A 14,845-nucleotide genomic window follows, 5' to 3' on the forward strand; every position below is an offset into this window, starting at 1 on the left:
AGTACCGAAGGACGTCATGACCATCACAGGCACCACCACTGGCACCACCGAACCCGGCGTCGAGATCCGCCCGCCGGCCGAGATCCGCTACGCCGCCGAGCTGGCGACGCTCGACGCCTGGGACACGGAGCGCGGGCACGAGCGCCCGCCGGGCTGGCGACTGAGCCCACGGGCCGTGCGGGCGTTCATCATCGGCTCCCCGGAGCTCGGCGTGACGCGCAAGTTCTACGGAGACGACCCGCTGGTCGACCGCGCCGTCGTCTCCCTGATGGGCAGGCAGGGCCTGATGCTCGTGGGCGAGCCCGGAACGGCCAAGTCGATGTTGTCCGAGCTGTTGTCCGCGGCGGTCTCCGGCTCGTCGACCCTGACGGTCCAGGGCACGGCCGGGACCACGGAGGACCACGTGCGGTACTCGTGGAACTACGCGCTCCTGGTGTCCGAGGGCCCGAGCGAGCGGTCGCTCGTCCCCTCCCCGGTCTGCACGGGGATGCGCGAGGGCCAGGTCGTGCGCTTCGAGGAGATCACGCGCTGCGCACCGGAGATCCAGGACACGCTCGTGTCGATCCTGTCGGAGAAGCAGCTCATGGTCCCGGAGCTCGGGCCGGACGCCCGGGTGGCGGCCCGGCCCGGCTTCACCGTGATCGCGACCGCGAACCTGAAGGACCGCGGCGTGCACGAGATGTCAGCCGCGCTCAAGCGCCGGTTCAGCTTCGAGACCGTGGCCCCGGTGCGCGACCGCGCGTTCGAGATCGAGCTGGTGCAGCGTCAGCTGGAGGCAGAGCTGGGGCCCGCGTTCGGTTGGGGTGGCGACCGGCCCGAGGTCCCGCTCGACGTGCTCGAGGTGCTCGTCACCGTGTTCCAGGACCTCCGGACGGGCAGCACGCGCGAGGGGGCGCCCGTGAAGCGGCCCGAGACGGTCATGTCCACGGCCGAGGCGGTCAACGTCGCGGTCGCCGCGTCCCTGGAGGCCCGCTACCTCGGCGACGGCACGGTGACCGCCGCGGAGGTCGCGCGACAGATCGCGGGTGTGGCGCTCAAGGGCGAGGAGGAGGACGCGCGCCGGCTGCGGCACTACGTCGACAACGTCGTGCGCGAGCGAGCCCGCGCCGACGCGCGCTGGAAGGCGTTCTTCACGGCAGCAGAGCCGCTGTGGCGGTGAGGGGCGGGGCGGCCCGGGGCGTGGACGCGGTGTGGGAGCGCGCACCCGAACGCCTGCGTGCTTCCGCCGACGCGGTTCGCCGGCTGCGGGCCGAGCGCGGCATCCACTTCGCGCCCGTGCGCCACCACAGCCCCGCGTGCGCGGTCGCGGTGCGTACGGCGATCGAGGAGCTGCGCCCGGCGGTGGTGCTCATCGAAGGACCGGAGGAGTTCACCCGGCTCATCCCCGACCTGCTGCACGAGGCGACGCGACCACCCGTCGCGGTCCTCAGCCTCGGTGGCCCCGGCGCCGCCTCCAGCACTCGGGACGGCGCCCGGGCACGTACCCGGCACGACGACACCGGCGACCGCGACGGCGGAGAGGGTGCCGGCTTCTATCCGCTCGCGTCCTTCTCCCCGGAGTGGGTAGCGCTCCGCGCGGGGCACGACGTCGGCGCGGAGCTCGTGTTCATCGACCGGTCCTTCGGAGAGCGGTCGGTCGAGGAGCGCGCGGCGTCCGCGGGTGACGGCGGGAGCGGCGTTCCGGACAGCACCCGTGCACCGGATGGCGTCGACGCACCTGGCGGCGTCGGCGCACCGGACGGCGTCGGCAGGAGTGGCACCGCGCCGCCCGACCCGTTCGCGCGGACCCTCATGTCCGAGCGGTACCTGGCGCACTCGGAAGCCGTTGCCGCGCTCGCGCGGCGGCTCGGCTGCCGCGACCACGACGAGGTCTGGGACCAGCTGTTCGAGGCACGGGCGAGCGCCGAGCTGACCGATTGGCGCACGGTGTTCGACGACGTCTTCGCCTGGTCGGCGCTCGCGCGTCTCGACTACGAGGAGGGTGTGCTCGCCGGCGAGGGGTCGTTGGACCGTGAGGCGCGGATGGCGGCCCGGATCACCGAGACGGTCGCTCGCCTGGCTGAGGGGGACGTCGACGGAGGCGTGGGTGGCAGCGCGGACGACATCCGGCCGGTGCTCGTGGTGACCGGCGCGTTCCACACGCTCGCGCTGGTCGAGGCGCTGATCGGTGCGCCGGAGGGCGCGCCGATCCGTGATCGGCAGCCCGAGGGTGGTTACGGCCCGGTGGCGCAGGGCGAGGCCTGGCTGGTCCGCAACGACCACGAGCGGCTCGACGGGCTGCGTGGCTACGGCGCGGGCATGCCCTCGCCCGGCTACTACGAGCGGCTGCACGCGGCGCATCTCCGGGAGCTGGGGTCCACGCCGTCGTCGGACGAGGACGGTCCCGTGGGCGCTCGCGCCCTGGTGACGGAGGTGCTCGTCGACATCGCGCGCGGCGCCGCCGAGCGGGGCCACGCGGTGAGCCTGCCGCAGGTCAGCTCCGCGGCGGAGTCCGCGGTGCGGCTCGCCGAGCTGCGCGAGCGTGCCTTTCCGTGTCGTACCGACCTGCTGGACGCCGTGCGGTCCTGCTACGTGCAGGACGACGGCGGGGTCGGCGGGCCGGGCGAGCCCGAGCGGCCGCTGGGACTGGCCGTCGCCGAGGTGTTCGGCGGGCGGTCGCTCGGCGACGTGCCGCCCGGCAGCGCGTCACCACCGCTCGTGCGCGACGTCCGGGAGCGGGTCCGGGCGGTGCGGCTCGCCATCGACGACTCGGTGCCGCGCACCGCCCGCCTGGACGCCCGGCGCACGGCGTCCCATCGGGCGAAGCGGCAGGTGCTGGCGCTGCTCGACTTCGTCGGTGCGGGCTTCGGGCAGCTGGTCTCGGGACCGGACCACGTCGCGGGCCGTGGTCTCGGGCTGATCACCGAGGAGTGGCAGTACTGCTGGACGCCGCTCGTCGAGGCGCGCCTGGTGGAGATGGTGCATCTCGGCGCGACGCTCGACGCGGTCGCCGTCGCGCGGCTCCACGCCGCGGAGGCACGGCTGGCGGGCACAGCTGCGAGTACCGCGTCGGTCGCCGTCGCCGCTCGGCTCGTGGCCCAGACGCTGGTGATCGGTATGGGCGCTCACCTGCCCCGGATCGTCGCCCTGCTGCGCAGCACCCTGGACACCGACCGCGACCTGGACTCCGTGGTCTCGGGCGCGCGGCAGCTGCTCGGGCTGTGGCAGGCCCGGGTGGAGCTCGGCGCCGAGGAGCAGGCGGGCGAGCTGCTCGACCTGGTGAGCCAGGCGCTCGCCACCGCTGCCTACCTGGTCAGCGACCTGGGCAAGGTGCGAGCCGAGGACGAGGACGCGGCCGTCGGTACGCTCGTCGGCCTGCGTGCCCTGCTGCGGGACGCGGCGGCTGCGGGTGGCACGTCAGCTGCGGGCGATGCGACGGCTGCGGGCAACGCGTCGGCGGTGAGCGGAGCGTGGGCAGACGGCGAGGCTCGCGGCGTTCCCGGGCCCGAACGGGACGAGGACGGTGTCGGCACGGCCGCCCGCGCCGCCGTCGTGCGTGAGCTCGCGCGCCTGCGCGACGAGGACGGCACCGCGCCCGCCGTGGCGGGCGCTCTGCTCGCGCTCGGCTTCACGGACGGCGAGGTGTCCGACGACGTGCTGATCACCCGGGTGCGCGGCGCGCTGGCCGCGGGTGCGGACCCGGCCACGGCGGTGCGGTTCCTGGGCGGTGTGATGCGCGCCGCCCCGGACCTGATCCTGCACACGCCGGAGATGTTCGACGCCGTCGACGACGCCCTGCGCGTGCTCGACGGCGACGCGTTCCTGGCCGTGCTGCCGGACCTGCGCCGGGCGTTCACGTGGCTGCGCCCCACCGAGACGCACCGGCTGGCGAAGCGGGTGGCCGAGCGGACCGGTGCTCGCGTGGAGCAGGTGGACGTGCGGGTCGCGCTGTCCGAGGACGACCTGGCGAAAGGCCTGGCTCTGGACCACGAGCTAGCGGCGGTGCTCCGGCGCGACGGGCTGGCCCACTGGGCTGCCGGTGCCGGGGCCGTTACGACACGAGGAGAAGCATGAGCACTGTGTCCGCATCCGCATCCGCATCCGCATCCGGCTCCGTCTCCGACGACGAGGCCGCGCGCCGCTGGCGGCTGGTGCTGGGCCGCTATGCGGCCGACCAGCTGTCGGTGGGGCCGCAGGACGACGGGCTGGAGCGGTCCCTGCGCTACCTGTACGACCGCGAGTACACGGCGCGCGGACACCGGGTCGAGCAGGGGGCCGGCCTCGGCGGGTCCCAGCCGCACGGCGTGGACGTGACGGCGCTCCGCTGGCTCGACGAGGCGGGCGGCCTGTTCCCGCGCGAGACGTTCGAGCGCATGCAGGTCGACGCCGTCAGCCGGTACGGCCTCACCGACCTGCTGCAGGACGACGCCGCGGTCGAGGCCCTCGAACCTTCACGCGAGCTGGCCGTCGCGATGATGCAGGTGCGAGGCGCCCTGAACGACCGTGCCGCGGCCGGCCTGCGACGCGTGATCCAGCGGGTCGTCGAGGACATCGTGAAACGCCTGCGCACCCGGTTCACGACAGCGGTCAACGGCCGGATCGACCGCTCGCGCCGGTCGATGCACCGGGTCGCGCGGAACTTCGACTGGAAGCGGACGCTGCGCGCCAACCTGGGCCGGGTCGACGCCGACGGACGCATGACCGTGCAGGACGTGCGCTTCTCCGCTCGGACGAGGCGCGCGCTGACCTGGGACGTCATCCTGGTCGTCGACCAGTCGGGGTCGATGGCCGCCTCGCTGCTGTACTCCGCGGTGTGTGCGGGAATCCTGTCGGGCCTGCCCGGTATCAACGTGCAGCTCTACCTGTTCGACACCTCGGTGGTGGACATGTCGCACCTCGCCGACGACCCGGTGACGGTGCTCATGACCGCCCAGCTCGGCGGCGGCACGGACATCGCGCGAGCGATGCGCCATGCGGAGCAGCAGGTGCGCAACCCGTCACGGACCGTGGTGGCGCTCGTCAGCGACTTCTACGAGGGCGGCTCGGTCTCCCACCTGCTGGCCACGGTGCGGCGGATGGCGTCCTCCGGCGTGACCATGCTCGGGCTCGCAGCCCTGGACGAGGCAGCGGAGCCGGTCTACGACCAGGGCACCGCCAGGCACCTCGCCGAGTGCGGCATGGAGGTCGCGGCGCTCACGCCCGAACGGTTCGCCGAGTGGCTGGGAGAGGTGCTCTCATGAGCGACCGGAGAGCCTTCGCCTGGGCCATCCCGTACGCAGGCCTGGACGACGACGCGCTCAAGGCGCTCGGCAACGGCGGGCTGCTGCGGCGCGCCCGCAAGGATCATGCCCGCGAGGGCGGCGTGACGGAGGTGTCCCACGATCCGAAGAGCGCGGTGCTCGAGATCGCTGGGGCATCGGTCCGGGTGGACGGCCGCGGTCCGGCGGCCATCACCTGCGACTGCCCGACGGCGGGCGTGTGCCAGCATGTCCTGACCGCCTGCCTGTGGGCGGCGGAGGTGGCGCCCGATGCGCCGCAGGAGGACGCCGCGACCGTCGTCGCGCAGTCGGTGCCCAGGTCGCCCAGCGCGGCCGTGACTCCCGGTGCGGTTGTGTCTCCTGGTGAGGCTGTGTCGCCGGGCGTAGCCGGGCCGCCCAGTGCGGCCGGGGATGCCACTGCGACCGTCGCCCGCGCGACGACGGCACGCCCGTCGGCGGCGGTGCTGCGGCGTCGCCGAGTGGCACTCGCGGAGGTGCGTGACCTCGTCGGGCGCCTCATGTCGGGCGGCTTGTCGCACCTCGGCCCCGCCGACGCCGAGCCGCTGCGTGCGCTGGCCGGCCGGGTACGGCTGGCGGGTCTCGAGCACGTCGCCGGAGACCAGGTCGGCGTCGTCCGGCTCGACGGGCTGCTGCGGGTGGCGGCGGGATTGGTTGCCGGCCTCGCCGGGCGGGACGACGCCGTCACCGAGTCCGAGCTGCTCGACGCGTTCGCCGAGGTCTGGGCCATGTGCGAGGTGCTGCGGCGCGCCCTGGACCCGGGCGAGGCAGCCGACCCCGGGGCTGGGCGACTACCAGACCCGGTCTCGGGAAAGGCCGGTATCACGGGCGGCGCGGGTAGCACCGGACGCGCGGGCGGCGCGGGCAGTGTGAGCCGCGCCGGGAACGCCGACGAGGAGCGGGAGGTCGCGCGGTGGGTGCCGCTCGGCGCTCGGTGGTGGACCTCCCCGAGCGGATCGCGCGGACTGGCCTACCTGGGCTGGGACGCCGAGACCGACGCGGCAGACGCGGCAGACGCGGCAGACGCAGCCGCCGGAACGAAGGCCGGGCAGGTGCGGCAGGTGGTGACCGGTCGTTCGTCCGGCACTGACCCGAGGTTCCTGCGCAGCTGGACCAGCCCGCTGCTGTGGGGCAGGTCCCTGAGCAACCTGTGCGAGGGCCCCCTCCGGCTCACCGCTGTGCGTATCAAGCCCGACGGCAGCCTCGGCGCGGGTGGGACACCGGTGGTCCGTCGGCTGCACGAGGGCGGGGCCGACGCGGGTGAGCTCGACGGGGGCGGGGCTGACGGGGGCGGGTTCGACCTCGACGAGCTCCGGCTGATCGCCGAGCGTACGGGGGATGGTGTGGCGCCGCGCGACGTCGTCGGGTTCGGGCGCCGTCCGGTGAACGTGCGGCTCGTGCTGGTTCGCGACGTCGGCGAGGTGGGGATCGACGAGGTCCGCCAGGAGCTGACGCTGGCCGTCGTCACCTCGGACGGGGAGTCGCGCGCGTTGCGGTTGCCCGCGACGAGCGAGCAGGCGATCGAGACGCTGTTGTCCGTCAGGGCGAAGCTGGTGGCGGTCACGATCGAGCGCCGCGAGGACCGGGACGAGCCGGTGGGCCTATTCGTGCGCGACAAGCACACGATCCGGCTGATCAGTCCCACGGTCACGCCTGCCTGGACTCTCGAGGGCAGCTATTGGGACTTCTGGCGCCGACGGATCCGCAGGCTGAAGGCGCAGGCGGCGTCGGCGAAGGCTGTCGGATCGCCGGTCGCCCCGCCGTCGCCGGTGCGTCGCGTGACGCTGCTGCTCGGCGACGTCCTCGTGGCCGTCGGCGCGACGGGCCGACCGGCGCTCACGGCGCGGCAGCGGTCCGACGTCGAGCAGGCACGCGGCCTCGCCCGGGACCTCGGGCTCGTGACGCTGGAGCGGACGGCCGACGGGCTGCTGGACGGTCAGTTGAACCCGTCGACCGTGCTGCAGGCGGCCTTCGTCGTGGGGAGGGCCCGCGCGGTGGTGGACGTCGCGGGCTGACCCGGATCATGCCGCGCGCCTCGTGGCATGATCCGGCAGCGCGCCCACCGGACCGATCTCGTGACCGTGCCGGTCGATCATCGTCCAGCCCGAGTGCCGGCTGCCCTCCGGATTCCCGGTCCAGCGCATGGTGATGCCGGTGGTGTCGACCAGGTCGTGGTGGTGGTAGCAGAGCAGGGCTGAGTTTCGGACGCTCGTCTCCCCGCCGTCGGCCCAATGACGTTCCGCATGGTGCACCTCACAGCGTGTCGGCGGCTGGGTGCAGTCGGGGTAGACGCAATGCTTGTCACGCGCGATCACGGCGCGGCGCATCTGCCCGGTGACCGTGCGCTGCGAACGGCCGACATCCAGCACCTGCCCGTCCGGCCCGAAGACCACACGCGTCACCGCTGAGTCGCAGAGCAGACGCCGGAGCGCCGCGGTCGGCACCAGCGATGCGGAGATGCCGAACCGAGCAGGCGCCGCTGTGACGTCGGTCAGCGTGGTCGGCGGGTCGAACAGACCGTCCCGGTGCTCGTGCTCGTGCTCGTAGTCGCCGTCCCGGTCGCCGCCGCTGTCGCACCGGATTCCGGTGCCGCAGGTGCCGTCGCGGACGTCCTGGCCGTTCGACCCGCGGCCGCCACGCCTGTGGTTCGGGGGAGCGCCGGAACGGTCGGTCAGACGAGTGAGCTCGGTCCAGGAGACGGTCACGGTCACGTGCGGTCGCACAGCGGCGCCTGACCCGGTGCTCCCGCTGTCGAGCACCGCCCGGGCGAGGTCGGCAAGCGCTTGGGCGCGGCGCTGGGTAGGGGAGCGGTCGTCACCGGGTGTCGGTGCCCCCATGACCGAGTCCATGGCAGCACGCAGTGCCTCTCCGTGCTCGTCGGTCAGGAAACCGTCGACGTGATATCCACCGAAGGTCTTGGCGACGTCGAGGTGCTCACGCTCGGCGGCCCGCTTGTAGCCGCGTTCGTCCGACGCGGGGTCGGCGACGCGTGCGAACCGGTCCACGAACCGGCGGAAGACCAGGGGTCCGTGCTGGTCGGCCAGGTCCAGCAGGAGCTCCTCACCCGTGGGGCCGGGCGCCGTTCCGTCGGTGGGTCGGTCGACCGCGTCCTCGCAGGAGCCGCCACCATCGCTTGGTACGGGGCCATCGCCTGGTGCAGGGCCGTCGCCCGGTGTGCTGCCGTCGCCGTCCGTCGTGTCAGCGGTCGATGCGACTGGCCCGTCCGGCGTCGCGTCCACGGGCGTGACGAGTGCCCTGCGTCGCTCGTCCGAGGTCGGGCCGACGTCGACCATGCTGCGCACCTGGTCCATGCCGAGCCGTCCGCCGAGGGCCGCCGCGAGCGTGGCCGGCAGGTGCTCGAGCAGCCGCTCGGCAGTGAGGACCTCCCTACCCGCGGTGCGCAGCGTGACCTTCTCACGACGAGCAAGCCAGGCCCGAAACGTGCGCGAACCGTCGAGGGCCCACATCCCGTCGGCCTCGATGCGGTACAACCAGGTCATCCGGACCACGTCCAGCTGTGAGCACACCGTGCGCAGCATGGGCGACACCGCGGTGAGGCGCGAACCGAGGCCCGACGCGCCACCCAGACCCGTACCGTCCAGCGCTGCCGGTCCGGCGGTGTCGATCAGCTCGCGGGTCAGCGTCTGGATGTCCGCCACGATCTCCTCGAACGAGCGCGTGCTCGACGACTCACTTCCGCTCGGCTGTGCCAGCACCATCCCGCTCATCCCCCTCGTGCCTCGCCTCGTGCCACCGACCCGACGAACGTATCGAACAGACGTACCTATTGCGAGGTGACTTTGAAATCTGTGGATAACTCTTCACCAGCCGCGGCACGCACGGAGATCCATCACCGAGCAGCCCGGCTGCACAGGACCCCCGCCGGCCGTCCTGCCGGCCGCCGAGTGTCAGAGGGTCACGGCAGACTGAGCCCATGCACACGGTGATCTCGCGGGAACGTTCGGGTATCGGCCTACGGCCGGTCTCCGACTCGGGCGCGCCCGCCCGCGAGACGCGCGTCGTCGACGCGGCCGACCTGGCCCGCGAGGTCGCCGCCGCTGAGGCGTCCCAGGTCCGCTGGACCTGGGACGACACCAACAACTGGTACCCCGCCCTCCTTGCCGACGGCGTCCGTACGGACCGTGCGCACGACCTGCGCCTGGCGCACGCGGTCCTGCGCGCCTCGGTGCTGTCGGCACGCACCGCGCTCGCTGAGGCAGGCCCCACCGCATGGGACCGCCTCGCACCCGTCCCACCCCCGGGCGGCCCGACGGCGGCCGCGATGACCCGCCCCGACCGCCACCCCGGCTCCGAGCCGCTCTTCGAGCTCGGGGAGATCGCCGCGCCGGCACGCTCGGGCCGGGCGGCAGGAAGCCGCCGGCACCCGGGACCGAGCAGCACAGGGGAGCCGGACGAGCGGCACGACTCCGACGGACCCCGCAGTCACGACGCACGCCTCGACCCAGGCAGTCGCTCAGGCGGCAAGCTCGGCGACGGGCTCGACCCCGCCGCAGAGCTCGCCGCGCAGCTGCTCGCGATCAAGGACAGCACCGATCCCGGCCGCCTCCGGCTCCTGCTCGCCGCAGAGTCCGCCGGGGCGCTCGCGGCTGCCGAGATGCATCACGCAGGGCTGCCGTGGCGCGGGGACATCCATGACGAGATCCTCACCGAGGCGCTCGGCCCACGACCGCGGCCAGGCGCCCGGCCGGCGAAGCTCGAAGCGCTCGCGAACCGGATCCGGGAAGCCATCGACGCCCCGCCGACGCTCAACCCGGACTCCCACCCCGACCTGCTGCGCGCCATGGAGTACGCGGGCGTGGGCGCCCGGAGCCTGCGCAAGTGGGAGCTGGAGAAACTCGATCACCCGGTGATCGCCCCGCTCCTGGAGTACAAGGGCCTGTACCGCCTGTACACCGCGAACGGCTGGAACTGGCTCGACACCTGGGCACCGGACGGCCGGTTCCGCATGGAGTACGTCGTCGGCGGGGTGGTGACCGGCCGCTGGGCCAGCACGGGGGGCGGGGCTTTGCAGCTGCCCCACAACGTCCGGCGGGCCGTGACCGCGGATCCGGGCTGGACCTTCGTCGTCGCCGATGCCGCTCAGCTCGAGCCGCGCGTGCTGGCCGCCCTGGCCCGCGACGAGCGCATGGCGGCGGCAGGCCGCAGCAAGGACGGTGCGAACACGGACATGTACGCCGGGATCGTCGCGACCGGCGCCGTCGACTCCCGAGAGCACGCGAAGGTCGGCATGCTCGGGGCGATGTACGGGGGCACCACGGGGGTCAGTGCGCAGGTGCTGCCGCGACTCGCCCGCGCGTTCCCGCAGGCCATCGACCTGGTCGAGCGCGCAGCGCGGGCCGGTGAGCGCGGCGAGAAGGTCACCACGCGCCTGGGCCGCAGCTCCCCGCTGCCGGGCGACTCCTGGTCCGCGGTCCAGGGCTCTGCGTTCGACGAGGACGCCGGGGCCGACGTCCAGTCACGTGCCCGCAGCCAGACCCGCTCCTGGGGCCGGTTCACCCGGAACTTCGTCGTCCAGGGCACCGCCGCGGAGTGGGCGCTGTGCTGGATCGCGTCCATCCGCCGTCGGCTCTGGGCACTGGGCGAGATCGCCGCCGACGCCCCGTCAGGGCTGGCGCCCTCGCCCTTCGACAGTCGCCCGCACCTGGTGTTCTTTCTTCACGACGAGGTGGTGGTGCACGCACCGGCGGCGCTCGCCGACGTCGTGGAGCAAGAGGTGCGGGCCGCCGCCGACGAGGCCGGACGGTTGTTGTTCGGCGACTTCCCGGTGGACTTCCCGCTCAGCGTCGCCGTGACGGAGAGCTACGCGGACGCGAAGGGCTGAGCCGGCAGGGCCGTGACCTCAGGCGGCCGCCGACCGGTCGAGCACCGCCCTGAGAGACGCCTCCAGGATGTCCACCCCGCTGTGGAGGTCGTCCTCGCTGATGGTGAGGGGTGGTGCGATGCGGAAGATACCGCCCATGCCCGGCAGCTGGACGATGTTCATGTGCAGCCCGCGGTCCAGGCAGGCCGAGGTGACGGCATTGCCCAGCGCGTCAGCCGGTGCCTTGCTCTGCTTGTCCTGTACCAGCTCGAGACCCTGGAGCAGGCCGCGGCCGCGCACGTCGCCGACCATGTCGTACCGCTCACGGAGCGCCAGCAACCGCTCGGTGAGCTGCTTGCCCAGCCGCGCCGCCCGCTCGACGAGATGATCCCGCTCGATCACGTCGAGAACGGTCAGTCCGACCGCCGCCGCCAGCGGGTCGGACACGTGTGTCGTGTAGAAGAGGAACCCGCGGTCGTGGCAGACCTGCTCGACCCCGGGCGACGTGACCACGGCGGCCACCGGCAGCCCGGCCCCCAGGGTCTTCGACAGGGTCAGGACGTCCGGGACGACGCCGTCCCGCTCGAACGCGTACATGTCGCCGGTGCGGCCGAGGCCGGTCTGCGCCTCGTCGAGGACGAGCAGCATCTCGCGCTCCTCGCACATCTCCTTGAGGCGGCGCAGGTAGCCCGGCGGGAGCTCGATGATCCCGCCCGAGGACAGGATCGGCTCGACGACACAGGCGGCAAGACTGCCGGCGGACTGTTGGTCGACCAGCGCGAAGCCGTACGCCAGCTCGGCCTCCCAGTCGTACGACCCGTCGGCGGTCCGGAAAGGGGACCGGTAGGCGTTGGGTGAGGGCAGAGCGAGGTTTCCCGGTGTCGGCGGCCCGTAACCGCGTCGTCCGGCGGAGAACGTGGCAGACGCCGCCCCCTGGGTCATGCCGTGCCAGGAACGGTCGAACGAGACGATCTCGTAGCGGCCCGTGAAGAGCTTGGCCATCTTGATCGCGGCCTCGTTCGACTCCGCTCCGGTGCTCAGCAGCATGACCTTGCTCAGCGGCTCCGGCAGGGTGGCGGTGAGCCGGTCGGCCAGCTCCAGCACCGGCGTGCTGAGCATGCCGCTGAAGAGGTGGTCCAGCGACGCGATCGACGACGAGACCGTCGAGACGACATCCGGGTGCGAGTGGCCGAGGATCGAGCTCATCTGCCCCGAGGTGAAGTCGAGGATCGGCGTGCCCTGGCGATCGAAGACATAGGCGCCGGAGGCGCGCTCGATGACCCGCGGTGTGAACGTCGGCCCGTACCGGATCAGCAGGCGGTCGGCATCGTTCCAGAACGTCGTGTCCATGGTCGTCCTCTCGCGAGCGGGATGTGCACCGCCATCCTCGACCGCACAGAAGTGCCAGGACAAGCAGACAAATGCGGTCGACCGTTCGCTACCGCCGAACCGTCGACGCCGGTCGAGTCGACGCCATACGGTCGGTGCCGTGCTCAACCCACGGCGACTCGAGATCCTGCGCGCGGTGCTGGCCGCCGGATCGATCAACCGGGCGGCCCGCAATCTTGGCTACTCGTCCGCGACGATCAGCCAGCACATGGCCGCACTGGCGCGGGAGACCGGGCTGGTCCTGTTCGAGAAGCAGGGTCGGGGCATCGTCGCGACGGACGCCGCGCGAGACCTGGCGGACCAGGCGCAGTCGCTCCTGGCCGACTTCGGCCGTCTCGAACGCGTGGTGGCGGATCTCCGAGGCGGTCAGGGGCAGCACCTCGCCATCGCCTGCTTCGCCTCGGCGGCCGAGCAGTGGATGCCGGCGGTCGCGCTCGCCGTGCGCCGGCTCCAGCCGAACCTGACCGTCGAGATCAGCCTCAACGAACCGGTCGACGGTCGCGGACGGCGTCGGCCGGACCTCGACATCCGTACCGAGCCGGCGGGCGGGGTCGAGCTGGAGCTCGACGGCTACCGTCGTCATGAGCTCCTGGTCGAGGAGCTCGTGGCAGTGCTCCCGGCCGCGCACCCGCTGGCGGGCGGCGACGAGGTCGGTCTCGGGGACCTCGCGGACGAGCCCTGGGTCGACCACGACATCTACGACAGCCCGATCGGGCGCATCGTGCTGAGCGCGTGCAGCGCCGCCGGCTTCGCTCCGCGCTATGCCGCGCGGCTCGACGACCATCGCGCGGCGCTTCGGCTGGTCGCGGCGGGCGTCGGTGTCGCGGTCCTGCCGCGGCTCGCGGTCCCGGAGCTCGTCGAAGGGGTCGTCGCCCGGCCCCTGGTGCGGCCCGCGGTGTCGCGTCGCATCATCGCCCACGCCCGTCAGGACCGGCGCCGGGCCGCCCTCGTCGCGTGCGCGGTCGAGCAGCTGCGCACCTGCGCAGCACAGGAACCAGCCCGGCAGGCACCCACGGCAGAGGCACTCGCGACACCCACCGAACCAACCGCCCGACGGGCAGCAGCCGGATAGGGGCCGCGCGGGTCAGTCGTCCAGCAGCCCGATCGCCGCCGTGACGACCTGCGCCGAGCGCAGCGCCGCGTCGTCCACGTGCGTGAGGAACTCGGTGTCGTCGGGCGCGCACAGGTCGGAGACGGCCCGCACCGACACGAAGGCGGTGCCGAAGTTGTGGCACAGCTGCGCGAGCGCCGCCGACTCCATGTCGATGGCGAGCATGTCGGGGAAGTCGGCACGCAGTTGCAGCGCCAGGTCGGTGGTGGCGAACTTCTCGCCGGAGCCGATGGTGCCCTCGCGCAGCGTCCGGACCTCCGGGCCCACGACCTCGAGCGCTTCGACAGCCGCTGCGGCCCGCCGGACGGCGTCGGCGAGTCCCGGGGCGGCGTCGTACGCCTCGGGCATGCCGGGGACCTGGCCGAGCACGTACCCGAAGGCGCGAGCGTCGGCGTCGGCGTTCACGAGGCGGACGCCCAGCACGACGTCGCCCACGGCGATGTCCTTGGCGAGCCCGCCGGCGCTGCCCGCGCTGATCAGCGGCACGTCCGCGCCGTGGCGGAGGATCGCGCTCGCACCGGCGGCCGTCGCGTTGACGAAGCCGATCCCGGTGCGCACCAGCACGACCGGCCGGCCGGCGAGCGTGATGTGGCGGTGTGCGGCACGGCCCACGTGCTCCGGCTCGCCCACCTCGGACGCCATATCGAGGAACGGCGCGGCCTCGTCGTCCATCGCGACGAGCACGACCGCGGCGGGCGTCCCGGTGCTCACCGGTCGGCGGCTGCGTCGCGGGCCGCGGCCGCACGGGCGGCGGCGTCCCGGGCTGCCGCGTCGCTCGCCGACGCCTCATCGTGGGCATCGTCCGCGAACACCTGCGACCAGACACCGCGCGCCGACAGGAACACGGAGGCGGCCTCCTGGGCGCCGGCCAGCGTGTGGTTCGCGCCCCAGCCGCACTGCACCTCGTTCGCGGCGGGCACCTCGGTCGCGCTGACGATGTCGCGCATGGTCGCCTCGACGAGACCGAGCACGTCCTCGTAGGTGGGATCGCCCTGCAGCATCAGGTAGAAGCCGGTCTGGCAGCCCATGGGGGAGAAGTCCAGGACGGCGTCGGAGTGGTTGCGCGAGTGCTCGGCGAACAGGTGCTCCAGGGAGTGCACCGTCGGCATCTCCAGGTGCGCGACGTTGGGCTGCGTGAACCGCACGTCGTACTTGACGATCACGCTCCCGCCCGCGAGCTGCTTGCGGTCGGCGAGGCGCACGTACGGTGCGGCGACGGCGCGGTGGTCCAGGTTGAAGGACTCTACGTTCATGCGGGGGGCTGACTCG

The 14,845-nt window shown here is 73.2% G+C and carries 9 protein-coding genes and 1 pseudogene; 6 read left to right on the forward strand and 4 right to left on the reverse strand.

What is annotated here, in order from left to right; translation table 11 throughout:
- The first annotated feature begins 16 nt into the window (after window positions 1–16).
- Genes LUM46_RS09685 through LUM46_RS09700 form a run of 4 tightly spaced genes read left to right on the forward strand, consistent with a single transcriptional unit; the run spans window position 17 to window position 7,270 of the window.
- Window positions 17–1,159 carry an ATP-binding protein gene (locus tag LUM46_RS09685; RefSeq protein WP_274993629.1) on the forward strand — a complete coding sequence of 381 codons (1,143 nt, stop codon included), beginning with the start codon at window positions 17–19 and terminating at the stop codon, window positions 1,157–1,159.
- Entirely contained in the window at window positions 1,156–4,053 is a 2,898-nt protein-coding gene (locus LUM46_RS09690; protein WP_274993630.1) for a DUF5682 family protein, read from the forward strand. The genes LUM46_RS09685 and LUM46_RS09690 overlap by 4 nt, the downstream gene beginning before the upstream one ends.
- Window positions 4,050–5,219 carry a VWA domain-containing protein gene (locus tag LUM46_RS09695; protein ID WP_274993631.1) on the forward strand — a complete coding sequence of 390 codons (1,170 nt, stop codon included), beginning with the start codon at window positions 4,050–4,052 and terminating at the stop codon, window positions 5,217–5,219. The genes LUM46_RS09690 and LUM46_RS09695 overlap by 4 nt, the downstream gene beginning before the upstream one ends.
- A complete protein-coding gene (locus tag LUM46_RS09700) occupies window positions 5,216–7,270 on the forward strand; it encodes a hypothetical protein (protein ID WP_274993632.1) in 2,055 nt (684 codons plus the stop codon). Before LUM46_RS09695 ends, LUM46_RS09700 begins: the two co-directional genes overlap by 4 nt.
- Before the next feature lie 6 nt (window positions 7,271–7,276).
- On the opposite strand, the gene LUM46_RS09705 is transcribed toward LUM46_RS09700, so the two are convergent.
- Entirely contained in the window at window positions 7,277–8,974 is a 1,698-nt protein-coding gene (locus LUM46_RS09705) for an HNH endonuclease signature motif containing protein (RefSeq protein ID WP_274993633.1), read from the reverse strand.
- Window positions 8,975–9,189: 215 nt separating this feature from the next.
- Here LUM46_RS09705 and LUM46_RS09710 point away from each other — a divergent pair, with 215 nt between their 5' ends.
- Entirely contained in the window at window positions 9,190–11,097 is a 1,908-nt protein-coding gene (locus LUM46_RS09710; protein ID WP_274993634.1) for a bifunctional 3'-5' exonuclease/DNA polymerase, read from the forward strand.
- 18 nt (window positions 11,098–11,115) lie between these two features.
- Here the strand turns inward: LUM46_RS09710 and LUM46_RS09715 are convergent, their stop codons facing one another.
- Window positions 11,116–12,426, reverse strand: a complete 1,311-nt coding sequence (locus tag LUM46_RS09715; RefSeq protein ID WP_274993635.1) for an aspartate aminotransferase family protein — start codon at window positions 12,424–12,426, stop codon at window positions 11,116–11,118.
- Window positions 12,427–12,565: 139 nt separating this feature from the next.
- On the opposite strand from LUM46_RS09715, the gene LUM46_RS09720 reads away from it, so the two are divergent.
- Window positions 12,566–13,537: a LysR family transcriptional regulator gene (locus LUM46_RS09720; protein ID WP_274993636.1), complete on the forward strand. Its 972-nt coding sequence runs from the start codon at window positions 12,566–12,568 to the stop codon at window positions 13,535–13,537.
- 12 nt (window positions 13,538–13,549) lie between these two features.
- Here the strand turns inward: LUM46_RS09720 and mtnN are convergent, their stop codons facing one another.
- Together mtnN and LUM46_RS09730 are read right to left on the reverse strand one after the other, a co-directional pair.
- Complete coding sequence (gene mtnN, locus LUM46_RS09725) at window positions 13,550–14,287, reverse strand: 5'-methylthioadenosine/S-adenosylhomocysteine nucleosidase (protein ID WP_274993637.1); 738 nt, start codon at window positions 14,285–14,287, stop codon at window positions 13,550–13,552.
- Between the two features lie 92 nt (window positions 14,288–14,379).
- Window positions 14,380–14,829, reverse strand: a pseudogene (locus tag LUM46_RS09730) (S-ribosylhomocysteine lyase); the annotation flags it as partial.
- Window positions 14,830–14,845: the final 16 nt, after the last annotated feature.

This window comes from Promicromonospora iranensis (genome assembly GCF_028994805.1).
Classification (GTDB): Bacteria; Actinomycetota; Actinomycetes; order Actinomycetales; family Cellulomonadaceae; genus Promicromonospora; species Promicromonospora iranensis.

Coding starts and splice junctions, on each gene's coding strand:
- LUM46_RS09700 (WP_274993632.1), top strand. CDS start 5,216: ATGAGCGACCGGAGAGCCTTCGCCTGGGCCATCCCGTACGCAGGCCTG.
- LUM46_RS09715 (WP_274993635.1), bottom strand. CDS start 12,426: ATGGACACGACGTTCTGGAACGATGCCGACCGCCTGCTGATCCGGTAC.
- LUM46_RS09710 (WP_274993634.1), top strand. CDS start 9,190: ATGCACACGGTGATCTCGCGGGAACGTTCGGGTATCGGCCTACGGCCG.
- LUM46_RS09695 (WP_274993631.1), top strand. CDS start 4,050: ATGAGCACTGTGTCCGCATCCGCATCCGCATCCGCATCCGGCTCCGTC.
- LUM46_RS09685 (WP_274993629.1), top strand. CDS start 17: ATGACCATCACAGGCACCACCACTGGCACCACCGAACCCGGCGTCGAG.
- LUM46_RS09705 (WP_274993633.1), bottom strand. CDS start 8,974: ATGGTGCTGGCACAGCCGAGCGGAAGTGAGTCGTCGAGCACGCGCTCG.